Source organism: Streptomyces sp. NPDC058145 (genome assembly GCF_042884245.1).
GTDB lineage: Bacteria > Actinomycetota > Actinomycetes > Streptomycetales > Streptomycetaceae > Streptomyces.
Genome location: NZ_JBHVUH010000016.1, coordinates 1 through 26,803 on the forward strand (window position 1 = coordinate 1; position 26,803 = coordinate 26,803).

27 protein-coding genes and 5 pseudogenes are annotated in these 26,803 nt (G+C 71.0%); 18 read left to right on the forward strand and 14 right to left on the reverse strand.

Translation table 11 applies throughout. The annotated features are described in order from the left end of the window. Positions 1 to 281: helix-turn-helix domain-containing protein (locus ACFVVO_RS31075; RefSeq protein WP_390059366.1), on the reverse strand; the 281-nt coding region annotated here is incomplete at its 3' end. Here ACFVVO_RS31075 and ACFVVO_RS31080 point away from each other — a divergent pair. From ACFVVO_RS31080 to ACFVVO_RS31090, 3 genes are all read left to right on the forward strand, one after another. Then, a complete protein-coding gene (locus ACFVVO_RS31080) occupies positions 280 to 639 on the forward strand; it encodes a thiol-disulfide oxidoreductase DCC family protein (protein ID WP_390059368.1) in 360 nt (119 codons plus the stop codon). The genes ACFVVO_RS31075 and ACFVVO_RS31080 overlap by 2 nt on opposite strands. 424 nt (positions 640 to 1,063) lie before the next feature. Further along, complete coding sequence (locus ACFVVO_RS31085) at positions 1,064 to 2,104, forward strand: vWA domain-containing protein (RefSeq protein WP_390059370.1); 1,041 nt, start codon at positions 1,064 to 1,066, stop codon at positions 2,102 to 2,104. Between the two features lie 86 nt (positions 2,105 to 2,190). Further along, on the forward strand, positions 2,191 to 2,736 hold the full coding sequence (locus ACFVVO_RS31090; protein ID WP_390059372.1) for a GNAT family N-acetyltransferase: 546 nt from the start codon (positions 2,191 to 2,193) through the stop codon (positions 2,734 to 2,736). A 315-nt stretch (positions 2,737 to 3,051) separates the two neighbouring features. Here ACFVVO_RS31090 and ACFVVO_RS31095 read toward each other — a convergent pair whose 3' ends face one another. Further along, the gene (locus tag ACFVVO_RS31095) at positions 3,052 to 3,606 is read right to left on the reverse strand and encodes a GNAT family N-acetyltransferase (RefSeq protein WP_390059374.1); all 555 of its coding nucleotides are present in this window, start codon (positions 3,604 to 3,606) and stop codon (positions 3,052 to 3,054) included. A gap of 172 nt (positions 3,607 to 3,778) precedes the next feature. On the opposite strand from ACFVVO_RS31095, the gene ACFVVO_RS31100 reads away from it, so the two are divergent. After that, complete coding sequence (locus ACFVVO_RS31100; protein WP_390059376.1) at positions 3,779 to 4,627, forward strand: maleylpyruvate isomerase family mycothiol-dependent enzyme; 849 nt, start codon at positions 3,779 to 3,781, stop codon at positions 4,625 to 4,627. On the opposite strand, the gene ACFVVO_RS31105 is transcribed toward ACFVVO_RS31100, so the two are convergent. From ACFVVO_RS31105 to denD, 6 genes are all read right to left on the reverse strand, one after another. Continuing rightward, positions 4,614 to 5,018: a ricin-type beta-trefoil lectin domain protein gene (locus tag ACFVVO_RS31105; RefSeq protein WP_390059377.1), complete on the reverse strand. Its 405-nt coding sequence runs from the start codon at positions 5,016 to 5,018 to the stop codon at positions 4,614 to 4,616. The two genes, ACFVVO_RS31100 and ACFVVO_RS31105, sit on opposite strands and share 14 nt — an antisense overlap. 4 nt (positions 5,019 to 5,022) lie before the next feature. Continuing rightward, entirely contained in the window at positions 5,023 to 5,406 is a 384-nt protein-coding gene (locus tag ACFVVO_RS31110) for a VOC family protein (protein ID WP_390059379.1), read from the reverse strand. Between the two features lie 151 nt (positions 5,407 to 5,557). After that, the gene (locus ACFVVO_RS31115) at positions 5,558 to 6,079 is read right to left on the reverse strand and encodes a transglycosylase SLT domain-containing protein (RefSeq protein ID WP_390059381.1); all 522 of its coding nucleotides are present in this window, start codon (positions 6,077 to 6,079) and stop codon (positions 5,558 to 5,560) included. Positions 6,080 to 6,494: 415 nt separating this feature from the next. Beyond that, positions 6,495 to 6,998, reverse strand: a complete 504-nt coding sequence (locus tag ACFVVO_RS31120; protein ID WP_390059383.1) for a DUF1877 family protein — start codon at positions 6,996 to 6,998, stop codon at positions 6,495 to 6,497. Positions 6,999 to 7,092: 94 nt separating this feature from the next. Next, positions 7,093 to 7,650 (reverse strand): DinB family protein, encoded by a 558-nt coding sequence (locus ACFVVO_RS31125; RefSeq protein WP_390059385.1) that lies wholly within the window; start codon positions 7,648 to 7,650, stop codon positions 7,093 to 7,095. A 90-nt stretch (positions 7,651 to 7,740) separates the two neighbouring features. Next, positions 7,741 to 8,745: a D-erythronate dehydrogenase gene (gene denD, locus ACFVVO_RS31130; RefSeq protein ID WP_390059386.1), complete on the reverse strand. Its 1,005-nt coding sequence runs from the start codon at positions 8,743 to 8,745 to the stop codon at positions 7,741 to 7,743. A 233-nt stretch (positions 8,746 to 8,978) separates the two neighbouring features. Between denD and ACFVVO_RS31135 the strand changes: the two are divergent. Next, positions 8,979 to 9,077: pseudogene (locus tag ACFVVO_RS31135) on the forward strand. A 52-nt stretch (positions 9,078 to 9,129) separates the two neighbouring features. On the opposite strand, the pseudogene ACFVVO_RS31140 reads toward ACFVVO_RS31135, so the two are convergent. Then, positions 9,130 to 10,047: pseudogene (locus tag ACFVVO_RS31140) on the reverse strand (NADP-dependent oxidoreductase); the annotation flags it as partial. Between the two features lie 139 nt (positions 10,048 to 10,186). Here ACFVVO_RS31140 and ACFVVO_RS31145 point away from each other — a divergent pair. The 7 genes and pseudogenes from ACFVVO_RS31145 to ACFVVO_RS31175 form a co-directional block, all read left to right on the forward strand. After that, positions 10,187 to 11,224 (forward strand): GlxA family transcriptional regulator, encoded by a 1,038-nt coding sequence (locus ACFVVO_RS31145; RefSeq protein WP_390059609.1) that lies wholly within the window; start codon positions 10,187 to 10,189, stop codon positions 11,222 to 11,224. 248 nt (positions 11,225 to 11,472) lie between these two features. After that, positions 11,473 to 12,309, forward strand: a complete 837-nt coding sequence (locus tag ACFVVO_RS31150) for a hypothetical protein (protein WP_390059388.1) — start codon at positions 11,473 to 11,475, stop codon at positions 12,307 to 12,309. A gap of 192 nt (positions 12,310 to 12,501) precedes the next feature. After that, complete coding sequence (locus ACFVVO_RS31155; RefSeq protein ID WP_390059390.1) at positions 12,502 to 14,238, forward strand: SpoIIE family protein phosphatase; 1,737 nt, start codon at positions 12,502 to 12,504, stop codon at positions 14,236 to 14,238. A gap of 210 nt (positions 14,239 to 14,448) precedes the next feature. After that, positions 14,449 to 15,570, forward strand: coding sequence for an aminotransferase class V-fold PLP-dependent enzyme (locus tag ACFVVO_RS31160; RefSeq protein WP_390059392.1), 1,122 nt, complete (start codon positions 14,449 to 14,451; stop codon positions 15,568 to 15,570). A gap of 104 nt (positions 15,571 to 15,674) precedes the next feature. Further along, on the forward strand, positions 15,675 to 16,886 hold the full coding sequence (locus tag ACFVVO_RS31165) for a PP2C family protein-serine/threonine phosphatase (protein ID WP_390059393.1): 1,212 nt from the start codon (positions 15,675 to 15,677) through the stop codon (positions 16,884 to 16,886). 60 nt (positions 16,887 to 16,946) lie between these two features. Next, positions 16,947 to 17,168, forward strand: a pseudogene (locus ACFVVO_RS31170) (EamA family transporter); the annotation flags it as partial. Further along, positions 17,168 to 17,784, forward strand: a pseudogene (locus ACFVVO_RS31175) (B3/4 domain-containing protein); the annotation flags it as partial. The pseudogenes ACFVVO_RS31170 and ACFVVO_RS31175, both read left to right, overlap by 1 nt. A gap of 66 nt (positions 17,785 to 17,850) precedes the next feature. Here ACFVVO_RS31175 and ACFVVO_RS31180 read toward each other — a convergent pair. Continuing rightward, complete coding sequence (locus tag ACFVVO_RS31180; RefSeq protein ID WP_390059394.1) at positions 17,851 to 18,801, reverse strand: helix-turn-helix transcriptional regulator; 951 nt, start codon at positions 18,799 to 18,801, stop codon at positions 17,851 to 17,853. 71 nt (positions 18,802 to 18,872) lie between these two features. On the opposite strand from ACFVVO_RS31180, the gene ACFVVO_RS31185 reads away from it, so the two are divergent. Continuing rightward, the gene (locus ACFVVO_RS31185; protein WP_390059395.1) at positions 18,873 to 19,259 is read left to right on the forward strand and encodes a VOC family protein; all 387 of its coding nucleotides are present in this window, start codon (positions 18,873 to 18,875) and stop codon (positions 19,257 to 19,259) included. Between the two features lie 76 nt (positions 19,260 to 19,335). Here ACFVVO_RS31185 and ACFVVO_RS31190 read toward each other — a convergent pair whose 3' ends face one another. Beyond that, positions 19,336 to 20,481, reverse strand: a complete 1,146-nt coding sequence (locus tag ACFVVO_RS31190) for an RNA polymerase sigma factor (protein WP_390059396.1) — start codon at positions 20,479 to 20,481, stop codon at positions 19,336 to 19,338. Positions 20,482 to 20,489: 8 nt separating this feature from the next. After that, a complete protein-coding gene (locus tag ACFVVO_RS31195) occupies positions 20,490 to 20,897 on the reverse strand; it encodes a YciI family protein (protein ID WP_390059397.1) in 408 nt (135 codons plus the stop codon). Positions 20,898 to 21,483: 586 nt separating this feature from the next. On the opposite strand from ACFVVO_RS31195, the gene ACFVVO_RS31200 reads away from it, so the two are divergent. From ACFVVO_RS31200 to ACFVVO_RS31210, 3 genes and pseudogenes are all read left to right on the forward strand, one after another. Beyond that, on the forward strand, positions 21,484 to 22,215 hold the full coding sequence (locus ACFVVO_RS31200; protein WP_390059398.1) for a dienelactone hydrolase family protein: 732 nt from the start codon (positions 21,484 to 21,486) through the stop codon (positions 22,213 to 22,215). A 112-nt stretch (positions 22,216 to 22,327) separates the two neighbouring features. Then, the gene (locus ACFVVO_RS31205) at positions 22,328 to 22,741 is read left to right on the forward strand and encodes a cytidine deaminase (RefSeq protein ID WP_390059399.1); all 414 of its coding nucleotides are present in this window, start codon (positions 22,328 to 22,330) and stop codon (positions 22,739 to 22,741) included. A gap of 139 nt (positions 22,742 to 22,880) precedes the next feature. Then, positions 22,881 to 22,977 (forward strand): annotated as a pseudogene (locus tag ACFVVO_RS31210). An 84-nt stretch (positions 22,978 to 23,061) separates the two neighbouring features. On the opposite strand, the gene ACFVVO_RS31215 reads toward ACFVVO_RS31210, so the two are convergent. Continuing rightward, positions 23,062 to 23,907 (reverse strand): RNA polymerase sigma factor SigF, encoded by an 846-nt coding sequence (locus ACFVVO_RS31215; protein WP_390059400.1) that lies wholly within the window; start codon positions 23,905 to 23,907, stop codon positions 23,062 to 23,064. 281 nt (positions 23,908 to 24,188) lie between these two features. Here ACFVVO_RS31215 and ACFVVO_RS31220 point away from each other — a divergent pair, with 281 nt between their 5' ends. After that, entirely contained in the window at positions 24,189 to 24,605 is a 417-nt protein-coding gene (locus ACFVVO_RS31220) for a hypothetical protein (protein ID WP_390059401.1), read from the forward strand. Positions 24,606 to 24,938: 333 nt separating this feature from the next. Here ACFVVO_RS31220 and ACFVVO_RS31225 read toward each other — a convergent pair whose 3' ends face one another. Further along, positions 24,939 to 25,085 carry a hypothetical protein gene (locus ACFVVO_RS31225; protein WP_390059402.1) on the reverse strand — a complete coding sequence of 49 codons (147 nt, stop codon included), beginning with the start codon at positions 25,083 to 25,085 and terminating at the stop codon, positions 24,939 to 24,941. Between the two features lie 221 nt (positions 25,086 to 25,306). Here ACFVVO_RS31225 and ACFVVO_RS31230 point away from each other — a divergent pair, with 221 nt between their 5' ends. Next, positions 25,307 to 26,803 (forward strand): cryptochrome/photolyase family protein, encoded by a 1,497-nt coding sequence (locus ACFVVO_RS31230; RefSeq protein WP_390059403.1) that lies wholly within the window; start codon positions 25,307 to 25,309, stop codon positions 26,801 to 26,803.

The following is a 26,803-nucleotide window of genomic DNA, read 5'->3' on the forward strand; positions in this document are numbered from 1 at the left end:
CGCACCCTGAACGTTCCATGCTCCCGGCACGCCCGGTCCAGATCCTTCAGGGTCTGCTGAAGCGCGTGCGACGGGGCGGCCTTCAACCACGGATGATCGGGTTTGGCGGCGGCCAGCTCGGCGCACTGCGGCGCGTAGTTCATCCACGCACCGCGCCGCCGGTACTCGCGGCGCTGGTGAAGGCCAATGTTCCACACCGCCCGGCAGACGCTTCCGAACTCCTCACACATCTGCGCCTGTTCGGCCGTCAAATCAAGCCGGTATCTGCGGCCCGACAGCATGAATACACCCCCTCCAGTTGATGTGATCACTGTACCGGCGGCCACTGACAACGCAGCGAACTCCACCGCTGCGCGGCTCGCGCCGAGGACGAGCCAACCCCTCCCTGAAGACAGGGGCCTGCGCTCAAGAACTCCGGTCACCGCTGACGGAACGGTGTACGGCGGCGCACAAGCGGTCGCCAAATTGCTGTCGAGCGCACGCGGCGGCTGGGCCGTCGCGGGGGCGGTACTGCAGCTGGCGCCGGCACGCTGGCTCGCCCACGGCATCTACCGCGCCATCGCCCACAACCGTCACCGGCTGCCCGGCAGCACATCGGCCTGCTCCTCCCCCACCGACCGAAGGCCAGGGAAGAGCTGAGAGGGAACGAATCGGCAGCGCGGGCCCCGGTGACGGCCCGTCGTTGTCTTCGAGGCTGAGGCTTCCACCGATGCCCGCCCCCAGGGCGGCAGCCTCGACGTACATGCCAGTACCGGGCAAGTGGCGCTGCGCGCGGCGGAGTCTCGACCGGTTCCGCGCCCTGGTCCGCCCTGAGAACCATGAGTGGTGGTCGGTGCCGACGGCGCCTGGTCGCGCACCCGCCCAGCCCTGACGGCGTCACCTTCGTCGAGGCCGGCTTCGACGACTGCGGCACCCGCCGTCCCGCCCCTGCCGACCGGCCCGTGTTCGTGCTGCCCGCTCCGCCTGGTCGGGTGGGTGGATTCGTCCGGTCTGGGAGCCAAGTCCGATTGTCAGTGGCGGGTGAGACGGTAGGAGCATCGAGTCGGAACGAGGGGGAGCTGTCATGTCCGGAAACCAGAACTACATCAACCACGTTGCCCTTGTGCTGGATGCCAGTTCGTCCATGTCGCACCTGAGCCGCAAGGTCGTCGAAGTCGCCGACCAGCAGATCGCGTACCTCGCCCGCCGGTCGAGGGAGCTGGACCAGGAAACGCGCGTCACGGTGTACGTCTTCGCGGACAAGGTGGAGTGCGTCATCTACGACAAGGACGTGCTGCGGATGCCGTCACTCAAGCAGCTCTACCGCGTCGGTGGGATGACGGCTCTGCTGGCGGCCGCACTGAAGTCGCAGCGGGAGCTGGCGCAGACCGCGCAACTGTACGGCGACCACAGCTTCCTGACCTTCGTTCTCACCGACGGACAGGAGAACGCAAGTCATCGCTGCCCGGATGCCTCTTCCAGGGATCCGCGTGAACTGGTGCAAGCCGTGGCCGAGATGATGCGGACACAGCAGGACAACTGGACCCTGGCCGTCCTCGTGCCGGACCAGATGGGCAAGCGTGAGGCCATGCAGTGCGGTTTCCCGAAGGACAACATAGCCATCTGGGACGCCACGAGCACACAGGGCCTTGAGGAGGCCGGGCAGGTCATCAGGCAGGCCACCGAGAACTTCATGGTGGGCCGCTCCCAGGGCATCAGAGGCTCGCGGGCGGTGTTCTCAACGGGCGCCCAGACGGTCAACAAGAAGACGATCAAGGCGGCCGGCCTGACCCCGGCGAAGCCGTCGGAGTACCAGCTGATCCCGGTGGCTCGCCACGCGGGGATCCGGGAATGGGTCATCGAGTGCGGGCACAACTACCGCACCGGTGGCGCGTTCTACCAGCTGAGCAAGTCGGAGAAGATCCAGGCGCAGAAGCAGATCGCGGTGCTGGAGAAGAAGACGGACCGGGTGTACACCGGGCCCGAGGCCCGAGCCCTGCTCGGCCTGCCGGACGTGGAGATCCGCGTCAAGCCGGACCACAACGACGACTACACGATCTTCGTGCAGAGCACCAGCGTGAACCGCAAGCTCGTACCGAACACACGGCTTCTGCTGATGCTCTGACACCTACCGGGTCAGCGGTGACGGCAGCCCCAGGGGTGGTCGGATACCCGTGTGCGCCCGACCAGGAGGATCGGCAGGATACGGTCATGGAATCGCTGGACGTGCCCGAGCTTGCCACGGATGAAGGTCTCACCCTCAGGCCATGGTGTCTCGCCGATCTGGACCTCGTTCGCGAAGCGTCCCAGGACGGCTACATCCCATTGATCACGACGGTGCCGACGCAGTACTCCGAAGCGGAGGGGGTGGCCTTCGTCGAGCGTCAATGGGGACGCGCTGCCGCGGGAGCCGGCTATCCGTTCGTGATCGCGACCGAAGACGGCATACCGGTCGGCACTGTCGGTCTGTGGCTGAGGAACATCGGCGAGGGGCGGGCGTCACTGGGCTACTGGGTGGTCAAGTCGGCCCGCGGGAGCGGGGCTGCCGAGGCTGGGCTGTCCGCAGTCGTCCGATGGGCCATCACGGATCTGGAGATCCCACGTCTTGAACTCTACGTCGAGCCCTGGAACGTGGCGTCCTTGAAGACGGCTGAGCGGGCCGGGTTCAAGCGGGAGGGGCTTCTGAGGAGTTGGCAGCTGGTGGGGAGCGAACGCCGAGACATGTTCATGTACGCGCTCCTTCGGGATGACAGCTGACCGGTCCCAGCACAGGGCCTACGCGGTGTTCGCCTCGCTCTCGGCTGCGGGTGTCCGCCTCACGCGTCCCCTGGATCCGCAGCCGGCTGAAGCCGCGGATCCAGGGGTTGACGCCATGGCCGGCGGAGGTTCGTGGCCTTCGGTGATCACGCGGTGTTCGGAGCAGGGTCGGGCGCGCGGTCGACCCGGCTCGGTCCCGTTCTGGGGCACCCCTACGAGCCTGGCGGTGCGAGCCTCGATCACCGCCCGCGACCAGTCCGGGTCACCTGCACGGTGCAGGTCGGTCCGCAGAGGCCGGTCCCGCACCCTTGATCGTCAGACCGTGGCCCGGTCCTTGGCGTCCGGCTTCCAGTCCTGGGCGAGGAGTCCGAGCAGCACCTGGTCCAGGAACTCGCCCATCACCCAGGCCGAGGAGCGCAGCACGCCCTCGCGGACGAAGCCGTTGCGCTCGGCGGAGCGCAGCATCGCGGTGTTGTCCGACAGCGTCTCGATCTGCAGCCGCTGCAGGCCGCGCACGATGATGCCGTAGTGGGACAGCACCGCGACCACGTCGGTGCCGTAGCCCTTGCCGCGGCAGGACGGCAGCAGCCCCAGCCCGATGTGCGCGGACCGGTTGTGGTTGTCGATGCCCCACAGCGTCGCGGTGCCGACCAGCGTGCCGCCCTCCAGCTCCACCACGGAGAACTGCACGCTCGCCTGTTGGGTGTCGTCCACCACGAGCCGCGGGTCATTCGAACCGGGCGTGATCGGCCGCCACGGCCCGCCTTCGGCCCGCGAGGCGTTCACCACGTCGTCGTAGAGCTCGGCCCGCAGGACCGGGATGTCGTCCTCGTGCCGGGCCCTGAGCCCGACCTTGTTACCCCTGAGCATGCAGGCTTCTTATCCGCCCGGGCTGGTCTGCGGCAACCCGATAAGCGATCTTGTCAGTTGGCGGCCGGGCCGTCGAGCAGCAGGACCGAGGCGGGGGCGTGCGGGGACTTGTCGCGCGTCGTCGGGTCTGGTTGGGTACCAGCTCCGTCGGCATGTTGGGCGGGCGCGGCGGATGTGGAGTGGAGCGAGCTACGTGCACAGGACGGAACGGCAGGACGGATCGTGGACCTTGCCCGAGGGGCTGGGGCAGGCGATCCGGGGCACTGCCGAGGAGATAGCCGCGCTGGTGCGGAGGGCGGGCGATACGGCGCTTGCCGTGCCGGGGTCGGAGTGGACCGTCGGTGAGGTCGCCGCGCACCTGGCCATGGCGAACGAGCTGATGGCCGACCTGGCAGCCGGGCGGGAGCGCTCCTACGGTGACGGAACCCCGCAGAGCCTCGCCGACGCCAACGCGGAGTCCCTCGCCGTCTTCGCGGAGCGCCGGGCGGAGCCGCTCGCGACGATGATCACGGAGCAGGTCGAGGCGTTCCTGGACGCTCTGTCACGCTCTGCGGCCGATGGCCAGGCACCGACCACGCCCTTGGGCGTGATGAGCCGGTCCGTTCTCGCGTCGTACCTGCTCACGCACATGCTCGGCCATGGGTACGACCTGGCTCGCGCCCTGAAGAGCCCGCACATGGTCGACCCGGCACGGGTGAGCCTGTGCATGCCGTTCATGCTCTCGGTCATGCCGCGTGTCGCTGACCCCGAAGCCACGGCCGGGCTCGAGGCCCGTTACCGGATCAAGTTGCGTGGGGGTGAGACGTTCGGCGTGTCGCTGGCCGATGGTGCCGTGCGGGTGACGCCCGGGTCAGCGCCGCAGGACGTGGATTGCACCATTCTGCTCGACCCCGTCGCCTTCCTGCTCATCGCACTCGGCCGGCTCAATCCGTGGCGCGCCATCGCCCGGGGACAGGTCCTCGCCTGGGGCCGCCGGCCCTGGCTCGCCCCCCGCTTCCCCACGTTGTTCACCGCACCCTGAACCGCCCCCCTCCCCCGACGATCCAGGGCAGTACCAGCCAGCGCTGGGCGTCGCCGAAGGTGCACCTGGTGACGTAGGCGTTGTCGTTCGCCAGCCGTGCGAGGCACGTGCCACTCACGCTGTTCACGAGCTGGGTGCCGTTCGGTGTCTCGATCGCGGACCACAGTGCCGCCTTGTCGGCGGCCGCGCAGGGCTTCATGGTCACCTGCTTGTTGCGCAGTGTGAGGCACAGACGGGTCGCCACCTGCCGGAGCGCGGTGACGTCGGGGGTTCTGCTCCAGATCCCACCTCGACATCCAGCATCGAGTTCAGGCCAATGCCGGACGTTGCCGGAGCCATGACCTGGACCTCGGACGGCGGCGCGGGCACGCGACGCGGCGTCGGGACTCACGGAGTCAGAGGGGCTGGATCCGGGTGCGCAGAAGGCAGAATTCGTTGCCCTCCGGGTCGGCCAGGACGTGCCAGCTCTCGGTGCCGGTCTGACCGACGTCGGCGGGCTTGGCGCCGAGAGCGAGCAACCGCTCCAGCTCGGCGTCCTGGTCACGGTCGGTGGCGTTGACGTCGATGTGCAGTGGCAGCTTCCCGGTCCGCGGGTCGCTGCTGGGGCTGAGGACGAGGATGGGCTGCGGGCCACCGAGACCGGCGTCGGGCGGCCCGATCGCGATGCTTCCGTCGTCCTCCCGGCCGAGTTCGACGTAGCCGAGGACCTCGCTCCAGAACGCGGCGAGCCGCTCGGGATCCGCGGCGTCGAGGACCAGTTCACTGATGCGGCATGCCATGCCCGTCAGTGTAGGTGGACCACCTGGCTGCGGCGCCGGTATTCAGCCCGGCGTCCGGCCGGGGTCGCGCCCGGTCGGGGGACTCGGCGGCACCGCCGGGCGATCAACGTCTTCACACCGGTTACTGGACGGCTGCGTCCATCGGCGATGCTCAGTACGCGGAGTCGACGTTGTCGATGGAACCGTAGCGGTCCGCGGCGTAGTTGGCGGCCGCGGTGATGTTCGCGACCGGGTCGGTGACGCTGTTGGCGGTGCCGTCGACGTGGTAGGCCTTGAAGGTGGGCTCGATCACCTGGAGCAGGCCCTTGGACGGGATGCCGTTCTGCGCGTTGACGTCCCAGTTGTTCTGGGCGTTGGGGTTGCCGCTGGACTCCCGCATGATGTTGCGGTGCAGGCCCTCGTAGCTGCCCGGGATGCCCTTCTCCTTCATGATGGACAGCGACTGCTTGATCCAGCCGTCGAGGTTCCCGGCGCTGCCGGTGGAGCCCTTGGAGTCGGTGTGGCTGTCGCGCGAGGGAGCCGAGGCGCTGTGGGCGGTCTGCGGTGCCTCGGCGGCCTGCGCGGAAGCGGGCATCAGCGTGAGGGCCACGGTCGCGGCGCCGGTCGTGGCGATGCCGGTCAGAGCGAGAGTGCGCAGGCGGGCAAGGCGGCGGTTGGCGGTGATCGCGGTCATGTGAAAGGAACTCCTGGGGGACGTCTACGAGGCGCCGGCCGGGTGCCGGTCACGGTGCGGGGCTTCGGAACCAGGGCCGTACTGCACGAAGCAGCGGGCATGCCCGGTGATGATCGCCCGGTCGGCCCCGCCGGTTGCGGGGCAACGACCAACATGTTTAGCGGCCCGCCGAAACCATGCAAGAGTGTGACCTACTACCCAAGAGCGTAGAGATGTCCTATATCGGACTTCCCGCCGCTCAAAGCCCCCGTTCGCCGCCGACCACTTCTACGATGCCGCGTAGGACGTGACATGGCTCCTATGGGCCGCATCACCCCTTTTCGTGCAGATCGGCGCTTAATACCCGGCCCTGTGAGGGCCCGCGCCGAGGCCGCCCTCGCGTCGGAGGAGGTCGTGGGTCCGACAGGGGGGAGGCTCAGTACCAGAACGCCTTGACCACTGCCTCGCCGGCTGTCGCGGCGCGCTGGTAGAAGGCGCTCAGGTCCGCGTGGTGCCGAGCGTGGATCTCCCTGACGTCCGCTTCGGCCCAGCCGGGACCGAACGAGGCGTGCAGCTTGGGGCCCGCCGTTCCCCAGAGGACGTCGAACGAGACGTCCCGGAGGAAGGCTGCCGCCTGCCGCACCGCGTCCGGGGGCAGGTGGAGGAAGGGCGGTTGCTCGTCGGCGGAATGGCAGATGAGGTCACCGCCGAAGACGGGCAGCTCCCATACCCCGCCCCGCCCCTCGCTCAGCTTGCTGCCGGCCTCGCAGAGGTCGTTCACCGCACTGAAGTCCTTCTCGATGGACTCCGCGACTCCGGCCTCGTACTCGGCCTGATGGACGTCCCAGTCCCAGGCGGCGCCCATGAACGCGTGCAGCCAGGCGTACTCGAGCCGGACCTCCGAGTCCGGGACGGCGCGCAGATGCATGTGGAAGCTCACAGCACCCCCTCCTCCGTGCGGCCCTGCGTGCGCGGGCCGTCAGCGGCGGAGCGTATCCCGGGGCTCTGACAACGCACTGTTCGTCGTCACCGGCTCACTGGCCGACTCGTCCGTCGACGCACTCGCGCAGCAGGTCGGCGTGTCCGCAGTGGCGGGCGTACTCGTCGATCCTGTGCACCATCAGTTCCCGGATGGCGATCCCGTCCTTTCCGACGCGCTCGCCCAGGTCCGCGTGCTCGGCCAGCGCGGCGTCGGTCGCGTTCTGCTCGCGCTCCAGATCGGCATGGGCCGCGTCGACCACGGCCTGCTCGGCGACGGCTCCGAGGAAGTCCGCGTCCCTCGAGCCGTACAGCTTCGGCAGCGGTTCGTCGTCGCCGAGCCAGTTGCGCCAGTCCCTTTCCACCTCGGCGAGGTGGCGGAGCAGGCCGAGCAGCGACATCGTCGACGGCGGGACCGACCTGCGGGCCAGTTGTTCCGCGTTCAGGCCCTCGCACTTCATCCGCAGGGTCATGCGGTAGTTGGTCAAGAAGTCCTGCAGTGTCGCGAGTTCGCCGTCCGGGCTGTTCCCGTTGTCGCGGGGGTCGTCGTTCGGGTCGGCCCACATGTCGGGGTAGACGGTTGCCTGGGTCCATCGCGCGGGTTGATCGCTCATGCGTTGCATGGTGATGACCGACGGCCCGTGTCCGCCATTGAGTTTCGGATTCGCGCCGAGGGCAGTCGCTGCCGCATACGGGTGTGCCGGTCAGGAGGTGCCGGTGTGATCGGTGAGGTGGTCCCGCACGATGGAGGCGAAGTCGGGGTCGGGTTCGAGACCCAGTGCCGCCGCGCGCCGGTTGTCGAACACGGCGGGCCAGGAGCCCACGATGGCTTCGACCACCGGATCGGGCTCGATCGTCACCAGGTCGGCGACAGCGTCACCGGCCAACTGCCGGAGTGTGGCGAGCATCTGGGCCACCGACACCGTGAGCGCGGGGAGGTTGACCGGCAGCGGGCCGTCGAGCCGACCGGGCCCGGCACCGCGTTCGGCCTGGGCGACGCGGAGGAGCCCCGCGACGGCGCGGCGTGGTGAGGACAGGGCCGCCCGCAGTTCGGGGCTCACCGGGCAGGTCGTCGGGCGTCCGGCGAGGGGCTCACGGATGATGCCGGACAGGAATCCGGAAGCGGCCGCGTTGGGCTTGCCCGGCCTGACCGCGACGGTCATCAGACGGGCGACGCGGCCGTCGAGGAAGCCGTGGCGGGTGCAGTCCGCGATCAGGTGCTCGCACACGAGTTTCTGCGTCCCGTAACTCGACTGCGGCGTGGGCAGGGTCGACTCGCTGACCACCGCGGGCAGGGGCATCGCCGGGTGGGAGCCGTAGACGGCGAGACTGCTGGCGAACACCAGGCGCACGCTCGGTCCACCGCCGGCCGACTGGGCCCGGGCGGCATCGAGCAGGGCGCGGGTGGTGTCCACGTTGGCGCGCATGCCGAGATCGACGTCGGCCTCGCACTCGGCCGACACCGCGGCGGCGAGGTGGAACAGCACGTCGACCGGCTCGGCGAACACCTCACCGAGCCGGTCGAACACTTCGCCGTGCACGACGTCCACGAGCGGGTCGGCCGCCATGGCGGAGTCGGGCGGCGGCACGATGCGGTCGGCGAGGACCAGCCGTGTGATCGGGGCGCCCCCGAACGTCCGGGTCCGAAGCAGCGTGCCGGCGAGCCGACGTCCCAGGAAACCGAACGCGCCCGTGACGACGATCCTCATGTGATCCCTCCCTTGGCGGTGAGCCCGGCCGGTCGAGACTCTTCACAGGGACTCGCCGGGCCAAACCTCACGTCGGGAATGGTGCGGGCTGGGGCCGGGGTGACATCGGGACACGGTCGGGTGAGGCGGGCCGACGGGCCACGTCCGCGTCAGGGGCGGATCAGCGGCCCGTCAGGGGGCCCTGCCAGTCTTGTTCACGTGAACGGGCCGGGAGAACACCGGGCCGGGAACGAGGAGAGGTGCCCGGAGTGGTTGATCGGGGACCAGCGAGCATGCTCATGGTCGGGCCCCCGCGGGGGTCCACGCAGGTTCGAATCCTGCCCTCTCCGCCACAGGGGACACCACCCCGGCCGACCCGGTAAGGGGGGTGGCCGGGGGTCGGACGACCGTCAGGACGATCTTGCCCGTGGTCCGGCCGCGCTCGCCGATCTCGTGCGCCTTCGCGGCATCCGTCAGCGGCAGGACCGTCTCCACCACAGGCCTCAGCACGCCCCGCTCCACCAGGGCGGCGATCTCACGCAGGCCCAGATGGTCGGGCTCCACCAGCATCCACACCGCCCGGACCTCGTCCGGGGTCGCGGGTACGTCGTCGGGGCCGGGCAGGGTGATCAGCCGGCCGCCGGGCCGGAGCACCTTCACCGAGCGCTCGGCGCTCTCCCCGCCCAGTCCGTCGAGCACTACGTCGACGTCGCTCACGACGTCCTCGAACCGCACCGTGCGGTAGTCGATCACCTCGTCCGCGCCCAGCGCCCGGACCAGGTCGTGCTTGCCGGCGCCGGCGGTGCCGATGACGTACGCACCGCGGGCCTTGGCGATCTGCACCGCGAAGTGGCCGACGCCACCGCCCGCCGCGTGCACCAGTACCCGCTCGCCCGGGCGCACGTTCGCCGTGTCCACCAGGGCCTGCCAGGCGGTCAGCGCGGCCAGCGGCAGGGCGGCCGCCTCCACGTGCGTGAGGTTCGCCGGCTTGGGGGCGAAGTGCCGGGCCGGTGCCACCACGTAATCGGCATAAGCCCCCGCCTGGCGCGGGAACAGCGGCATTCCGAAGACCTCGTCCCCGGGGCGCCACATCCCCACACCCGGTCCGACGGCCTCGACGGTGCCGGACACGTCCCAGCCGACGGCGGGAACGGTGCCCCAGTCGATGAGGGCTCCGCCGGAGCGGGTCTTCCAGTCCACCGGGTTCACTCCGGCCGCGTGCACCCGCACCAGGACCTCGTTCAGTCCCGGCTCGGGGCGCTCGACCTCACGCTGGACCAGGTTCTCGGGCCCACCCCACTGCTCCACGACCACCGCACGCATGCTGTCTGCCTCGTCTTCCGTCTCGGATCCGCACGTCACCGGGACCTCCCCGGCTCGACGCGGTCCACGATCCGGGAGGTGGGCCCGCCACAGTGTTGGCCGTCCGGCCACTATGTGACAGGATCTGGCCATGGGTGAAATGCGAGCATCGGGGACGACGGGCACACCGGACCGGGTGGTGGACGCGCCGCCCCGCCGGCACCGGATCGCCGTGCTCGCCCTGCCGGGCGTCCCGCCCTTCGAACTGGGCATCCCCTCCCGTGTGTTCGGCAGCGTGGCGGACTCCGAGGGCCGCCCGCTCTACGACGTCACCGTCTGCACCGCCGACGGTGCGCCGGTGCTCAGCGACGCCGGCTTCACCGTGCAGCCCGCGGCCGGGCCCGAGGCCCTGGCCGCCGCGGACACCGTGATCGTCCCGCCCACGCACGCCATGCCCGAGCTGGGCCGCGGCGGCCCGCTGCCCCCCGAAGTGATGGCGGCCATCGCCGGCATCCGGCCCGGCACCCGCCTGGTGTCGATCTGCACCGGCTCCTACGTGCTGGCCGCGGCCGGGCTGCTCGACGGGCGGCCGGCCACCACCCACTGGAACCTGGCGCCGGAGTTCCGCCGCGCCTACCCGAAGGTCAAGGTGGACGAGGGTGTGCTGTTCGTCGACGACGGCGACGTGCTGACCTCGGCGGGCGTGGCCGCCGGTGTCGACCTGTGCCTGCACATGATCCGCCGCGATCACGGCGCGGCCTCGGCCAACCGGGCCGCCCGCATGTGCGTCGTGCCGCCCTGGCGGGACGGCGGACAGGCCCAGTACATCGACCGTCCGGTCCCCGAACCCACCGTCGCCAGCACCACCGCCACCCGCGCCTGGGCGTTGGAGCACCTCGGCGAGCCGCTGTCCCTCCTCCAACTCGCCGGACACGCCCGGATGAGCCTGCGCACCTTCACGCGGCGGTTCCGCGACGAGGTCGGCATGACCCCGGTGCAATGGCTCACCGCACAACGTCTGGAACTGGCCAAGCAGTTGCTGGAGACCACCGACATCTCCATCGACCTGGTCGCGCACCGGGCCGGCTTCGGCTCCGCGAACTCCCTGCGCGCGCACATGCGCACCACGTTCGGGGTCTCCCCCGCCGCCTACCGTCGCGCCTTCAGCCCCGACAACGACCTCGCCGGGGTTCTGTGAGGCCCAGCCGGCCTCCGCGCGGACCACGGACACGACGAGGTCGCCCTGGCCACCTTGTCGCAGCCGATGGGCACCCAGTCCGCTGAGCGTCGAAGCGGTGTCGGGCGGGCGCACGGCAGGGATGTGAAGCTGCTTGGGGCCGCCCCTCGACCTGATGGCCCATCGCCTTACGGACTCTCGCACCCGCCGGCTCGGCGGGACGGCGTTTCGCACTCCGGCCAGGGCCGCCTGCCGTCTAACCTCGGCGCGTGGGGCAGCCGGAGCAGCATGCCGAGGGCGCGGGACCGTTCGTCACCAGGCAGACGTGGCACCGTCCCGGCGGCGAGATCGTGGTGTGGGAGTCGCGGACCGCACGGCGGCGCGGAACCGTCGTCGTCCGGCCACCCGGTGCCGAGCGGAGCCGTCGAGCCCCCGCGGACGCCGTGTCCGTCGGCCGGCTGCGCAGACTCAACGCCATCGCGGCGACCGCCTTCATCATCGGCGGAGCCCTCTTCTCGGTGGGCGCGGGCGTCGCCCAGTTCGGCTCCGGTGACGCCGTCGAGTGCGCCTCGATCTACTTCGCCGGTGGTCTGTTCTTCAACACCGGCGGCTACGTGTCGCTGCTCCAGGTGATCAACGCTCCGCTCCACGCCGAGGGCCGGCTGATCACGCGCCGCTGGCGGTGGTGGAGCTATGAGCCGATGCGGGTGGACTGGCTGAGCGCGTTCGTCCTCTTCGCCGGCACGCTCGTGTTCGCGGTCAACCTGCTCAACTCCTTCCTGCGGGGGCTGAGCGTTCAGCAGACCAACCGGTTGATCTGGGTGCCCGACGTGATCGGCTGCGTGTTCTTCCTGGTCTCCGGGCACCTGGGCTTCACCGAGATCTGCCACCGCGGCCGCCCCTGCGCCCATCCACGCAGTCTCGGCTGGTGGATCGTCGCCGTGAACCAGCTCGGCTCGGTCCTGTTCATGGTCTCCGCCCTCGCCGCCTTCACCCGCCCCGCCACCGGCAGCCTGGTCAACGCGGACATCGCCAACTGGGGCACGCTCACCGGTGCCCTGTGCTTCTCCGTCGCCGGCTTCCTCCAGCTCTGCGAACGCCCCTGACCGGCCCGGTCCGAACCACTCTGTGTCGTGGTCCGCCGCGCGCGGCTACCGAGCGCTCGGGGCAGGGACCGCGATACACGGCTGGTTGCTCATCATCAGCGGGGCACACGGGGTACAAGAGACATGCAAGGGCCTCGCACGGCGCGTCCAGCGGCACGCAGGTTCACAACCCGACAAGCAGGAGGCGAGGACATGGGGCAGCCGGAGAGCACGGAAACCCGCCATGAGCGGTTCCGGACGGCGTCGTCCTCCCGGCTGACCCGCGCGCTGGAGGCCATCGGTGCCGGCGCGTACGCCGTCGACGAGCAGGGCCGTATCGTCGCCGTCAACGCCCGCGGCGGGCGCCTGCTGGGCCGCAGTACCCGGGAGCTGATCGGTCAGGACGCCCATGACCTGCTGCACCGCGGGTCCCAGGGACAGCGGCTGCCCGCCGCGCAGTGCAGCATGCGGCAGGCGTTCCACTCCGGACACCCGGCACACGGCCTCGTCGACTACTTCGCGCACGCCGACGGCTCCGTGCTGCCCATCTCCTGGATGATCACCCCCTACGACATCGGAGCCGACGCGCGCGGCACGCTCGTGGTCTTCCATCCCCTCGAGCAACCGCAGCGGACCGGCGCGCGCCCCGAAGAGGCAGCCGAAACACTCACCGACCTGGAGCGACTGGCTCTGCTCGCCGAGACCACCACCCGGCTGACCTCGACCCTCGACGTCGACGAGGCGCTGCGCCGGCTGGTGGACCTGGTCCTGCCCCGGCTGGCGGACTGGGCCGTCATCGACCTGATAACCGAGCGCGACGAGGTGTGGCGCACCGCCGTGGTCCAGGCCGACGGCGGCACCCTGGTCGACCACGTGGACCTCCAAGGACCGATGCCGCCGGTACCGGAGACGTCCCCCATGCCCCTGTCCCGGGCCCTGCGGGGGGTCGCCTCCACGCTCGCCGGCCCGGAGACCTACCGCGGCGACCCGGATTCCGGCATCGCGGTCGAGCAGCGCCGTCTGTTCGACGCCACCGGCATCCGCTCCGCCGCCATCGCACCGATCCGCAGTACCCGGGACGTGCTGGGCGCACTGACACTGGGCCGCGCCGGGCAGCCGGACGACTTCACCGTCGCCGACCTCACCCTGCTGGAGGACATCGCCCGCCGTGCCGGTCTGGCCCTGGACAACGCGCGCCTCTACCAGCGGCAGCGCGCGGTCGCCGAAACCATGCAGAACCATCTGCTGCCCCAGATGCCGCGCGTGCCCGGCCTGCAGATGACGGTGCGCTACCTGCCCGCCCCCGACGCCTCGCAGGTCGGCGGCGACTGGTACGACGCGTTCGCCCTCTCCGACGGCGCCACCGCACTGGCCATCGGCGACGTCGTGGGCCACGACCTGGAGGCCGCCGCCGGCATGGCCCAGCTGCGCAACATGCTCCGCGCCTACGCCTGGTCCCAGCAGAAGCCGCCCAGCAGGATCGTCGACCGGCTCGACGAAGCCATCATGCCCATCACCGACGTCGCGATGGCCACCCTCATCTTCGCCCGGCTGACCCGTACCGGCGACGGCCACTGGGAGCTGTCCTGGACGAACGCCGGTCATCCCCCGCCCCTGCTCATCACCCACGACGGCCTCACCCAGTACCTCACCGACGGGCACGGCATTCTGCTCGGCACCGGAACCGGCGCCAACCGGCGGCCCGACGCCACGATCACGCTGCCGCCGGACAGCACCCTGCTGCTCTACACCGACGGCCTCATCGAAGCGCCCGGCCGCACCCTTGACGAGGGCCTGAACGAGCTGCGCCAGCACGCCGCGGCCCTGGCCCACCGGCCGCTGACCTCCTTCACCGATCAGCTCCTGCAGCGCGTGCGCCCACCGGGCCTCGACGACGTCGCCCTCCTCGCTCTGCGCACACCGCCGGTCCCCCGTGCGAACAACCCGTAGACGGGGGTGGCGCGACCCGTGCGGCGCCACCGCGGAGCTGCACCCCGGGACCGTCGGCGCGGCACCCGACGCGTACCGTGCGAGCGGGCGGGGACGGGCACGCGGGCGTTGGAAGGACGCCACGTCACCAGCAGGTTCGTGACACCGTCCCGCCCTGGGCACCCGTCGCCCGCCACGCCGTTCCCACCGGCCCCGCCGTGAAAGGATCTCGTGCTCACCTCCTACGCCGCCCACTTCGACACCCCTGCCGGGTACCTCGACTTCGCACGGTTCGGCCCGCCCTCGCGCGATGCCGTGGCCGCCACCGCGCGCGCCATGCACGAGGCCGCGCACGCGGGCCACACCACGGTGGACGATCTGATGCGCGCGGAGGAGACGGCACGCGCGGCCGCCGCCCGTCTGGCGGGGAGCGACGCCGAGCACACCGTGCTGCTGCCCAACGCGTCCACCGGTCTGTTCCACGCCGCTCTCGGCGTCCGGGAGGGCGTGGTCCTCGTGCCGCGCACCGACTTCCCGGCGAACCACTATCCGTGGCGGCGCACCGCCGAGCTGGGCCGGGCCACGGCTCGCTGGCTGGATCCGGGGCCCGGCGAAGGGGTCACCGCCGACCTGGTCCGCGCCGCCCTCACCGACGACGTGGTCGCGGTGTCCGTCAGCGCCGTCGACTTCCGCACCGGTTTCCGCACCGATCTGGCGTCGCTGCGCGAGGCGATCGGGCCCGGCCGGCTGCTCATCGTGGACGCGATCCAGGCTTTCGGCGTCACCGAGATGGCCTGGGAGGCGGCCGACGTGGTGGTCGCGGGCGGCCAGAAGTGGCTGCGCGCCGGCTGGGCCACGGGCTTCGCGACCCTGTCCGACCGGGCCCTGCACATGCTGGAGCCGGTCCTGACCGGCTGGACGGGCGTGCGGGACGCAGGCGTGTTCGACGGCGCGGAGCACCCGCCCTCCCCCAGCGCGCAGCGGTGGTCCATCACGAACCTCAGTCCCGTGACGGCCGCCGCGTTCGCCGCCGCACTGGACCTCGTCGAGCGGCACACCGTGACGGCCATCGAGGCGGCCGTCACCGCGCGGATCGCCGAACTCACCGAGGTGATCCACCGGCACCGCGGCCGGGTGCTGTCCCCCACCGACCCCGCCAGGCGCGCGGGCATCCTCTCCTTCACCATGCCGGGCCACGATCCGTCGCACGTCGCGAAGGCGCTGCACGCCGAGGGCATGGCGCTGACCGTGCGCGAGGACTCGCTCCGGCTCTCCCCGCACGCCTCCACCCCGCCGGAGGTGTCCGAGCGGCTCGCCGCCGCGCTTTCCGCACTGCCGGACCAGCGATCGTGACACCGGCCGGCCCGGGTGCCGGGGACGCAGGTCGGCGTGCCCCGGGGCCAGGCATCCCAGGCCGGGTCGCGGGGCACCCGAAGTGAGAGAACGGGGAGGTACGTGTGGTGGGCGATGACGGTTTGGGCCTGGACGAGGTGTTGAGAGCGGCGGAGGACGCCGCCCCGGTGGAGTCGGTGGACGTCGTGGCCCGGAACCTGGAGAAGCGGTTCTCGGCGGCGCAGGTGTCGTTCCTGCTTGTCGACACGCTCGGTCGGGAAGCCGTCCGGCTGCCCAGAGCCGGTACGGCGGGGCAGGCGCGCGACGCGGCGGAGCGAATCGAGCTGGCGGGCAGCGTCTACGAACGGGTGCTGCGCTCCCAGCGCCTGCACCAGGAGGTCGACAGCGGGGCCGGCTGCCGGTTGGTGGCGCCGGTGACGAACCGCGGCGACTGCATCGGCGTGCTGGAGATGGTGGTGCCGCACGCGGACGACACGGTCCGCGACGCGGTGACGCGGGCGGCGCACGCGCTCGCGTACATCGTGGTCACCGACCGGCGTTTCACCGACCTCTACCAATCAGGGCAGCGCACCACCGCCATGAGTCTGGCGGCGGAGATCCAGCACCAGCTGCTGCCGTCGGCGCCCTGCTGCGAGGCGGCGCAATTCACCCTGGCGGGCGGTCTGGCACCGGCCGACGACATCGGTGGCGACACCTACGATTTCGCCCTGGACCAGGACGTTCTCCATGTGTCGATCACGGACGCGATGGGCCACGACACGGCCTCTGCGCTGCTGGCCACGCTGACCGTCAACGCCCTGCGCGGGGCTCGCCGCGCCGGCCTCGCCCTCCTCGACCAGGCGTATGCCGCGCACCATGCGATCACCGCCAATACCCGCGGCATGACCACCGGCCAGTTGCTGCGTGTCGAGCTGGAATCGGGTGCCTGTGAGCTGGTGAACGCCGGCCACCCCTGGCCGCTGCGGCTGCGCGGTGGCCAGGTCGAGGAATTGCGCCTCAAGGTCAACCTGCCGTTCGGGGTGCCCGCTCCGGTCGCCTACGAGGTGCAGCGGTTCCGTCTCGAGCCGGGTGATCGCCTGGTGCTGATCACCGACGGCATGCAGGAACGCGAAGCCGCCGCGATCGACCTGCCCGCCCTCATCAGGGACACCGGCGACGAACACCCCCGCGAGGTGGTCCGGGCGCTGACCACAGCGGTCATCGACGCGTGCGGGGGGACGCTGGCGGACGATGCCACCACCCTGGTGCTGGACTGGCACGGCAGTCTCTCGGGACTGCGCACCACCAGCGGTGGCTCCAACGCCGGTACCCGGTGACCGCGCGGCCCGGGCCGCGCGGCGGCACGGGCCAGGCCGGGGAGCCGGGGCCGGGCGGAAGCCGGGGTGCTGCGCCGCGGACTCGGTGCGGAGAGGCCCGCGTACGCGATGTCAGCGGCCGTCGGTGTGCTGGACTCGCCGGCGAACCCGCTCTTCCTGCTCGCCGTCCGCAGCGGAGACCTCACCGTCGTCGCCGTGACGACCGCGCTGTATCCGGCCGGCACGGTCCTGCTCGCCCGTGGCGTGCTCGCGGAGCGCATCCACCGCGGCCGGCTCATCGGCCCGACACCGCCGCCGCCCTGGAGGCCCTGGAGGCCCTGGAGCGGCAACTCGCCGACGGCACCTGGCAGCCCGCCGACGAGCAGGACCCCCGCATCGACGCATGGCACACCGCCTACCGCTCTTCGGCACCAACCCCCGCCGCATCCGCCCCAGCGTCGACGCCCTCGGCCGCCGGCTCGCCAAGAAGGGCAGCCTGCCGCGTATCAACCCGGCCGTCGACTCCTACAACGCCGTCTCCCTACGCCACGGCCTGCCCGTCGGCGCCTTCGACCTCGACCACGTCACCGGCGAGGTCGACATCCGTCACGCGGACGACGGCGAGGAGTTCACCCCCCTCGGCGAACCGGGCACCATCGAGAATCCCAAGCCCGGCGAGATCATCTACGCCGACGCCACCGGCGTCCTGACCCGCCACGGGAACCACCGCGACGCCCACCGGACCCGGGTCAACGAGGACTCCACCCGGGTCGCCTTCGTCCTGGAAACCCCGCACGCCACCCGCTACGGCCACCTCGTCAAGGTCGCGGCCGACGAACTGCAGGGCCTCCTCATCCCGCGCGCCGACCGAACCGCGGTCCACTACCTCAGCCACGCTCAACCGCGCGTCGACGTCTGAGGCCCTGCGGGCATCAACCGGGGTCAGGCCCCGCCGCCGCCTTCGCCCGGCAACAGCGACGGCGCGTCATTCCTGCGCCTCGAGGAGTCGGCGGGTGCGCTCCAGCAGGGCCTGGCGTACGGCGTCCGGTGCGAGGACCCGGAGCGGTGTGCCGAGGCCGAGGAGGTAGCGGGCGAGGCCGTCCGCGTCGGGGCCGCCTATGTCGACCAGGGTCGCGTCGGGGCCGTCGGGGCGGTGGGTGCCGATCGTCGCCGGGACGAGCCGTAGCGCCGCGTCCATCGGGATGGGGAGCCGAATGGTCGCCGAGAGCGGGTAGGGGCCGTTCGCGATGTTGCGGGAGACCAGACGCGCCGGGTCGGGCGGGTCGGTGAGGTCCGCCGGATGGCCGGTGGGCTGCACCCGGCCGACCCGGTCGGCCCGGAACGTCCGCCACTCGCCGCGCGCCACGTCCCGGGCGACGAAGTACCAGCGGCGTCCGGCGCACACGAGACGGTACGGGTCGACTTCGCGGAACGTCGCCCGCCCCTCCGCGTCGACGTAGGACAGCCGGGCACGCTCACCCCGCCGACAGGCGACCGCCAACTCCAGCAACAGGCCCGTTCCGATCCGTGGTCCGTCGGCCGTGGGAAGGCTGACGAACGCGTCGTCCAGGTCACCGAGCCGCTCCGCGATCCGCCGGGGCAGCACCTGACGCAGCTTCAGCAGAGCGGAGAGCGCGGCCTGGTCACCGCCCAGGGCGTCGCTCTGGGCCGCCACCCGCAGGCCGGCCGCCACGGCCAGTGCCTCCTCGTCGTCGAGGATCAGCGGCGGCACCTGGGAACCGGCGCGGAGGCGGTAGCCGCCCCAGGGGCCGGCCTCGGAGTCGACGGTGTAGCCGAGCTCGCGCAGCCGGGCGACGTCCCGGCGGACCGTGCGGTCCGTGACCTCCATGCGCTCGGCCAGTTCCCCGCAGGTCCATGACGGCCGCGAGGACAGCAGGGACAGCAGCCGCAGCAGGCGGGCGGAGGAGCTGATCACCCGGGGAAGTTTTCCACACCACGCCACAACCAGGACCGAAACTGTCCGGGTCACGGCCTAGCGTTCCCCTCATGCACACGGACACCACTTCCGCACCCGCGTTCCGGTACGCCGCCGTCACCTTCGACTGCGCCGACCCCGCCGAAATGGCCCGCTTCTACGGCGAGTTGCTCGGCATGTCGGTCCACTACTCCAGCGACGACTTCATCCTGCTCGGCAGGGAGGGCGCGACCGGCCTCGGCTTCAACCGTCTGGCCCACTACCGCCCGCCCACCTGGCCGGACCCCGCCCAGGAGAAGCAGGCCCACATCGAGCTGGGCGTGGACGACCTGGACATCGCCGAGAAACGACTGCTCGACCTGGGCGCCACCAAGCCCGGCTTCCAGCCGCAGCCCGAACGCTGGCGCGTGCTGCTGGACCCGGCCGGTCACCCGTTCTGCATCACGACCCTGGTCTGACACGCCCTTGTGACTCACCGACATCGCGGCCGGCGCCCTCGCCGTGTCGCGTGCCGGTGGGTCCGGGTACCGCCTGTCAGTGAGTGCGTCCGGTGTTGAGCCGGGCGGCCTGGCGTGTGAGGTGGTCGCGCTCGGCGAGGTCGGGGGCCTTCCGGGCAGCCTCGGCGTACAGCCGTGCCGCCGTCGCCAGGTCGCCGTCGCGCTCGTGCAGGTACGCCGCCACCGCGGTGTGCCGGGGCAGTGAGTCGTCCAGCGCCGCGAGCGCCGCAAGCCCCGCGCGCGGTCCGTCGGCCTCACCGACGGCGACGGCACGGTTGAGCCGGACGACGGCGCTGTCGGTCAGGCGCGCCAGTTCGTCGTACCACTCGACGATCTGCACCCAGTCGGTCTCCTGGGCGGTGGGCGCGTCGGCGTGCAGCGCCGCGATGGCGGCCTGGGCCTGGAACTCGCCCAACCCGTCACGGGCGAGGGCGGCCTGCAGGACACCGACGCCCTCGGCGATCGAGGCGGTGTCCCACCGGCCGCGGTCCTGCTCGGCGAGCGTGACCAGGCTGCCGTCGGGCGCGGTCCGGGCGGCGCGCCGGGCGTGGTGGAGCAGCATGAGCGCGAGCAGCCCCGCCACCTCGGGGTGGTCGATCCGGGCCGCGAGCTGCCGGGTGAGGCGGATGGCCTCGGCGGCGAGGTCGATGTCGCCCGAGTAGCCCTCGTTGAAGACCAGGTAGAGGACTCGCAGCACGGTGGTGACGTCGCCGGGCCGGTCGAACCGTATGCCGCGCACGGTGCGTTTGGCCCGGCTGATGCGCTGCGCCATGGTCGCCTCGGGCACCAGGTAGGCCTCGGCGATCTGGCGGGTGGTCAGGCCGCCGACGGCGCGCAGCGTGAGCGCGACCGCCGACGCCGGTGACAGCGAGGGGTGGGCGCACAGGAAGTAGAGCTGGAGCGTGTCGTCCGCCGCGGGCGCCGGCCCGGGCGGCGGCTCCTCGTCGATCCGGTCCTCACGCCGACGGCGGGCGGCGTCCGCCCGCGTCGCGTCGAGGAACCGGCGCCAGGCCACGGTGACCAGCCAGCCCTTCGCATCCCTCGGCGGGTCGGCCGGCCACGCCCGCACCGCCTCGACCAATGCGTCCTGGACGGCGTCCTCGGCCGCCGCGAAGTCGGCTCCGCGGCGGACGAGGACGGCGATGACGCTCGGGGTGAGGCTTCTCAGCAGCGCCTCGTCCATCGGTCAGGTCACTCCGTGATGGTGGGCGGCGCGGCGAGGAAGGGGCGCACCTCGAGCCACTCGTGGATCGGCTTCCCACCCGCGCCCGGGGCGGCCGACAGTTCCCCGGCCAGCTCGACGGCGCGTTCGTGGCTGTCGACGTCGATCACCATCCAGCCGGCGATGAGGTCCTTGGTCTCGGCGAACGGCCCGTCGGTGACCGGCGGCCGCCCCTCGCCGTCGTACCGGACCCACATCCCCTCGGGAGCGAGCGCCTGGCCGTCGACGAACTCCCCGGTCCCTTCGAGCCGGGCCGCGAAGTCGCGCATGTACTGCATGTGCGCGGAGATCTCCTGCGGCGTCCACTGATCCATCGGCACGTCATTGACTGCTGCCGGAGCGCCTCGGTAGTGCTTGAGCAGCAAGTACTTCGCCATCGTGTGACTCCTCCGTACTGGTGCGACCCATTGTGGTCGCCTTCACCACGGGGACGGAGCCGGTCACGGGTTCTCGACATCGTCGCGCGAAGTTTTTCTCACGCCGTCCGTCGCCTGCTACCGGCCGCGCTGAGCCCTGGTTCACCCGCGGTCGGTCGAGCGCCGAGGGCGGCGGCCCGCGACTGGGGAACGCGGAGCCGCGGGCCCCGGGTCGTACCCGGAGCAGCCGGCGTGTCCCGCTCGTGTCCCGGACACACCGGATGCCGGTCATGTCAACGCCGCGATCGCCGATCTGGTCGCCGCTCGGGACATCCTCGGCTCTCTTGTCGGACGACCGATGCATATCTCGAACGCCGCTTCGATGTGAGAGCGAGGCGGCTTTCTCGGCCCAGGCTGTGCCGACTTCGACACTTCGCGTCGGCCATGTCCTTGCGCTACGTGGTAACGACGTCGTGATACGTTCGGCGCCGTCGTGCGCCACTGCGAACCGAGGAGGTGAGACCGATCAACGCTTCCACAGGTCGGGACTCCCTCTCTCGCACGGTCCGGGGAGTGCCCGCGTAAGGCATTCCGAAAGGCCAAGGCCATGCGCTTCACTTCCGAGACGTCGTCCGACGGCGTTACCGAACGAATTTTCCACCTCGGTGAAATCCCCGGCGTGCTGTGGACTCCGGAGGGTGCCACAGGAACTCGTCCCCTCGTCCTGATCGGACACGGCGGCGGCCGGCACAAGAAGGCCCCGGGCCCCATGGCCCTCGCACGCCGCTTCGTGACCGAGTGTGGTTACGCCGTGGTGGCAGTGGACGCGCCCGGCCATGGCGACCGGCCCAAGCACGCGGAGTACGACCGGCTCGCGACCGAGAATCAGGCGCGTGTCGAAGCCGGCGAGGAACTGGGCCCGCTGATCGGCGTCTTCCATACGCTCGTGGCCCGTCAGACCGTGCCGGAATGGCGGGCGGTAGTGGACGCGGTCCAGGCTCTCGCGTACGTCGGTTGTGGGCCGGTGGGATATTGGGGTGTGTCGCTGGGCTGCGGGCTCGGGGTTCCCTTCGTTGCCGCCGAGCCCCGGGTCCGTGCGGCGGTGCTGGGCCTGGGCGGAGTGTCGGCATCGGCGGAGGTCGCCTCGCGGATCACCGTTCCGGTGGAGTTCCTGCTGCAGTGGGACGACGAGCGGGTACCCCGGGCGGCGAGTCTGGCGTTGTTCGACGCCCTGGCGTCGGCGGAGAAGACGCTGCACGCCAACCCCGGCAAGCACGGAGATCTCCCGGCGTTCGAACTGGACAGTTCCCTGCGGTTCTTCGCCCGGCACCTGAACTGACGCCACCGGGTCGACGAGGCGTGCGTGGCGGATCGAGCATGCCGTCGATATCGGCTTGCGCGGTTGCGTCGTGGGCGTCAGTGTCGCTTGACACTCGAAGAAGGCGGAGCAGATGACCACGCAGGACCACCCCGTGGACCACGAACTCGTCCAGGCCGCAGCGCATGTCGCCGGCACGCGCTGCCGGGGCGACAACCACACCATGGCAGCCGCGGCCCGTGCCCGCGACGGCCGGATCGTCACCGCGGTGAACGCCTACCACTTCACCGGGGGACCCTGCGCCGAGCTGGTCGTCATCGGCGCGGCGGCCGCCCAAGGCGCATATGAGCTGGAGACGATCGTGGCCGTGGGCGACCGGGACCGAGGGGTTGTCCCTCCGTGCGGCCGCTGCCGTCAGGTTCTGCTCGACTACTTCCCCACGCTCCGGGTCATTGTCGGCAGCGGTGACGGCATCCGGTCGGTTCCCGTCTCCGGTCTGCTGCCGGCGAGCTATGTCTGGGCCGACCACCAGCTCGACGCCGAGTGAACCGGTGCGGCGCCGTGTGAAACGGCACGGCCCGCGCACCGTTGACGGTGGATGTCAGGGCCGCATCAGCTTCCCGTCAGCGGTCTCCGGCAGTCTTGTACTTGCGAACGGCACGGGAACGACACCGGAGCCGGTCAAGGGAGAGGTGCCCGGAGTGGTTGATCGGGGACCAGCGAGCTCGCCTCACGGTCGGGCCTCTTCGGAGGCCCACGCAGGTTCGAATCCTGCCCTCTCCGCAACACGCAGACGTCCGGCAGGAACGGACACGGCGGATGCCCGTCACGGCAGTGACGGGCATCCGATCCGCGCGGGGCGAGATGTCAGTGGTTGGTGAGCATGCCCTCGCGGAGCCGGGTGAGGGTGCGTGAGAGCAGGCGCGAGACGTGCATCTGCGAGACTCCCAGGCGTTCGCCGATCTGGGCCTGCGTGAGTTCCTCCACGAACCGCATGTGGATGATCTGCCGGTCCCGCTCGCCGAGCCCGGCGATCAGCGGGGCCAGAGCATGGAAGTCCTCCACCAGCCCCAGTGCCGCGTCCTCGGTACCGATGAAGTCCTCCAGCGCGGCCTCACCGTCCGCGCTGCCGTTGATCGTGGCGTCGAGGGAGGAGGAGTTGTAGCCGTTCGCGGCGAGCCGGGCCTCGCGCACCTCATCCTCGGACAGGCTCATCAGCTCGGACAGCTCCTTGGCCGACGGCATCCGGCCCAGGCGGCTCTGCAGTTCCTCTGTCGCGCGGGCCAGCTGCACCCGGGCCTCCTGCAGGCGCCGGGGCACGTGCACGGCCCAGGTGGTGTCGCGGAAGAATCGTTTGATCTCGCCCACGATGTAGGGGATGGCGAAGGAGGTGAACTCCGCCTCCCGGGAGAGCTCGAAGCGGTCGATCGCCTTGATCAGGCCGATCATGCCGACCTGGACGATGTCCTCCATCTCGTCCGCGCCCCGGCTGCGGAACCGGCCGGCCGCGAAGCGGACCAAGGACATGTTCATCTCGATCAACGTGTTACGGGCGTACTGGTACTCGGGCGTGCCCTCTTCCAGCACCGCCAACTGATGGAAGAACAACCTCGACAGCTCGCGGGCGTCCTTGGGGGCCACCCGGGAGGGGTCGGCGACCTCCGGCAGTTCCGCCGTCCGCGTTCCTCTTGCCACCGTGCTCGTGGACGTCATGCTTCCCCTCCCAAGTTTCCAGACCACCGCTGCTGTCTTTGCCACCGCTGCTGCTCAGTGGCCAACGGCCGATGAGGCAGCGCGTACCCCCTCATCCTGCACCTACGCCTACCGCTCGCACCAATCCGTGGGACGGCAGCGTGCGTCGGAGCGCGAGACGAGCGGGCCTCGACTGTGCCGGTCGGGTGCGGAGGGGGGCGGACAGGTGCGGACCTTCCCAGACTCGCGGCAGGTCAGCAGCGCGTGGAATGCTGATCCGAGCCACTGGGAAGGGACCGCCCATGACCGACAGACTTGACGAGACCGGCCAACACGGCCCCGAGCCGCGGCAGGATCTCGTGCGGCGCTCGGCGCCGTTCCTGCCCGCCGGCAGTGAGATCCGGCAGGCGTTCATCTGCCAGAGCGCGCCCAACTTCTTCTTCTTCGTCATCACCTACCTCACCGGCCTGACCATGCTGACCAACACCTACCGGTGCGTGGCCATCACCAAGGACGCCATCTACGTACTGGACGGCAGCAAGCTGTCCGGCGGCGCGAGCCCGCAGCGACTGGCCGGCACCATGCCGCGCGACACCCGGCTCGGCCCGGTCACCGGCCGCTGGGGGCAGGTGAACATCCTCGGTCGGCGTCATTGGGTCCACACGCGCTTCCACGACCAGATAGCCGCCGCCGACCGGGAGGCCGGATTCGCCCAATAGGGCACGAAAAAGAGCAAGTTCGATGTGGTGATGTGGCGCGTTGGCAGATGCCCCTGAGCTATGCGAGATCACGGTCTGATGCCGACCGCGTCCACCGCCGCAACTCGCCTTACCTCACGGCCGTTTGCCCGCACGTGTATGACGAACACCCTTTCACCGCCGGCACATCCCGACTCCTGGGCTCCTACTGGCTCGAGGCCCCCAACTGGCGCCCCGAGAAGCCCTGTTGCAGCTTCACGCCGCCCCCGCAGCGGCGTGTGGTGAGCGGGGTGCGTCTGGCCCGGACCGCGTTCACCGTGGCCGCATACGCCCTCATCCTCACCGCACTCGCCCTCACCGCGACCGGCTGACCTCTCGCGTCACCCGCTCGGGGTCGCCGAACAGCGAAAGGCCGTGGCGGGTACGGAACCGGCGGGCGTATACGGCGGTGACCGCGGCGGCCAGGGCGAGCAGGCTGGAGGCACGGGACGCGATCTCCACCGGCCGCACTGCACCCCTGGGTGGAGAGACTCTCTCTTCGGCCGGCTGGTGTCCCCCGATCGAGGGGCGTGTCGCCATGCCGTGCATCCGCCGGTCGACTGCCCCGGAAAGTGTTTGGTGGACGGTCGGCCGTGGTCGATGCCTTCGACGGGAGACGCTCATGCACGACGACGGCTGGTACGTACGGCATGCCCACGGCCGCGGCTGAACGGGGACGCACCGTGCACTGGCTCTTCGGCGACCAGCTCGGGCCGCACTTCCTCAACCCCGGCGACGACGGCCCCGGGCGGGACACACCGCTGCTGATGATCGAGGCCCGGTCGGTGTTCCGGCGCCGGCGCTTCCACCGGGCCAAGGCACATTTGGTGCTCTCCGCCATGCGCCACCGGGTGGCCGAGCTCGGCGACCGGATGACGTACGTACGGGCCGACACCTATCGGAAGGGACTGGAGCACGCGGCGGGAAACGGCCCGGTCACCGTCCACCACCCGACGTCCTACGCCGCCGCACGGCTGGTGCGCTCACTTGCCCGGGTCACCGTGGGCCCCGCGAGGGGCTTTCTGGTACCGATGGACGACTTCGCGGCGTGGGCGGACGGGCACGGCGGAAAACGCCTGCGCCAGGAGGACTTCTACCGGTGGGTGCGCCGCGGACACGACCTGCTGATGGACGGCGACGCCCCCGTCGGCGGCCAGTGGAACTACGATCACGACAACCGTCAGCCGCCTCCCCGCGACGCATCGTCCCTTCCGGTTCCGGCCCCCTACCGGCCCCGGGAGGACGAGATCGACGACGAGGTCCGCCACGACCTCGACCGCTGGGAGAAGGACGGTGACGTGTCCTTCGTCGGACGTGACGGACCCCGCTTGTTCCCCGCGACCCGTGCCGAGGCGCGAGCCGCCCTGAAACGCTTTCTCTCCCACCGGCTCGGCACCTTCGGGCCCTACGAGGACGCCGTGCTCGCCGCCGACCCGGTGATGAGCCACAGCCTGCTGTCCTCCTCGCTCAACCTGGGCCTGCTCGACCCGGCCGAATGTGTCGAACGGGCCGAGGCGGAGTGGCGCGCCGGGCGGGCGCCGCTCAACAGCGTGGAGGGGTTCGTCCGGCAGGTCGCCGGCTGGCGCGAGTACGTGTGGCAGCTCTACTGGTACTTCGGCGAGGACTACCGGCATTCCAACGTCCTGCGCCACACCGCTCCGCTGCCGGAGTGGTGGGACGAGCTGGACGCGGACGCGGTCGAGGCACGCTGTCTGCACACGGTCCTGGCCCAGGTACGCGACACGGGGTGGACCCACCACATCCCCCGGCTGATGATCCTCGGCAGCCATGCCCTGCAGCGGGGCTGGGACCCCGCCGCGGTCACGGACTGGTTCCACCGCTGCTTCGTGGACGGCTACGACTGGGTCATGGTGCCCAACGTCGTCGGCATGTCCCAGTACGCCGACGGCGGCCGGATGACGACCAAGCCGTACACGTCGGGCGGCTCGTACGTGAACCGCATGAGCGACCTGTGCGGACCGTGCCGCTACCGGCCCGGCGAGCGGACCGGTGAGCACGCCTGCCCCTACACCGCCGGCTACTGGGCCTTCCTGGACCGGCACCGGGAACGGCTCAGCCACAACCAGCGGATCTCACAACCCGTGCGGCAGTTGGAGCGGCTCGCCGACCTCGCCGAGGTACGCCGGCAGGAACGCGCGCGGGGCGACACGCCTCCCTGA

Excerpts from the sequence above, each read along its gene's own strand:
- ACFVVO_RS31200 (WP_390059398.1), top strand. The coding sequence starts at position 21,484 with ATGCGCTTCACTTCCGAGACGTCGTCCGACGGCGTTACCGAACGAATT.
- ACFVVO_RS31095 (WP_390059374.1), bottom strand. The coding sequence starts at position 3,606 with ATGCTCAGGGGTAACAAGGTCGGGCTCAGGGCCCGGCACGAGGACGAC.
- ACFVVO_RS31155 (WP_390059390.1), top strand. The coding sequence starts at position 12,502 with ATGGGGCAGCCGGAGAGCACGGAAACCCGCCATGAGCGGTTCCGGACG.
- ACFVVO_RS31100 (WP_390059376.1), top strand. The coding sequence starts at position 3,779 with ATGTGGAGTGGAGCGAGCTACGTGCACAGGACGGAACGGCAGGACGGA.
- ACFVVO_RS31145 (WP_390059609.1), top strand. The coding sequence starts at position 10,187 with ATGCGAGCATCGGGGACGACGGGCACACCGGACCGGGTGGTGGACGCG.
- ACFVVO_RS31195 (WP_390059397.1), bottom strand. The coding sequence starts at position 20,897 with ATGGCGAAGTACTTGCTGCTCAAGCACTACCGAGGCGCTCCGGCAGCA.
- ACFVVO_RS31110 (WP_390059379.1), bottom strand. The coding sequence starts at position 5,406 with ATGGCATGCCGCATCAGTGAACTGGTCCTCGACGCCGCGGATCCCGAG.
- ACFVVO_RS31185 (WP_390059395.1), top strand. The coding sequence starts at position 18,873 with ATGCACACGGACACCACTTCCGCACCCGCGTTCCGGTACGCCGCCGTC.
- ACFVVO_RS31125 (WP_390059385.1), bottom strand. The coding sequence starts at position 7,650 with ATGAGCGATCAACCCGCGCGATGGACCCAGGCAACCGTCTACCCCGAC.
- ACFVVO_RS31090 (WP_390059372.1), top strand. The coding sequence starts at position 2,191 with ATGGAATCGCTGGACGTGCCCGAGCTTGCCACGGATGAAGGTCTCACC.
- ACFVVO_RS31080 (WP_390059368.1), top strand. The coding sequence starts at position 280 with ATGAATACACCCCCTCCAGTTGATGTGATCACTGTACCGGCGGCCACT.
- ACFVVO_RS31205 (WP_390059399.1), top strand. The coding sequence starts at position 22,328 with ATGACCACGCAGGACCACCCCGTGGACCACGAACTCGTCCAGGCCGCA.
- denD (WP_390059386.1), bottom strand. The coding sequence starts at position 8,745 with ATGAGGATCGTCGTCACGGGCGCGTTCGGTTTCCTGGGACGTCGGCTC.
- ACFVVO_RS31085 (WP_390059370.1), top strand. The coding sequence starts at position 1,064 with ATGTCCGGAAACCAGAACTACATCAACCACGTTGCCCTTGTGCTGGAT.
- ACFVVO_RS31215 (WP_390059400.1), bottom strand. The coding sequence starts at position 23,907 with ATGACGTCCACGAGCACGGTGGCAAGAGGAACGCGGACGGCGGAACTG.
- ACFVVO_RS31220 (WP_390059401.1), top strand. The coding sequence starts at position 24,189 with ATGACCGACAGACTTGACGAGACCGGCCAACACGGCCCCGAGCCGCGG.
- ACFVVO_RS31190 (WP_390059396.1), bottom strand. The coding sequence starts at position 20,481 with ATGGACGAGGCGCTGCTGAGAAGCCTCACCCCGAGCGTCATCGCCGTC.
- ACFVVO_RS31115 (WP_390059381.1), bottom strand. The coding sequence starts at position 6,079 with ATGACCGCGATCACCGCCAACCGCCGCCTTGCCCGCCTGCGCACTCTC.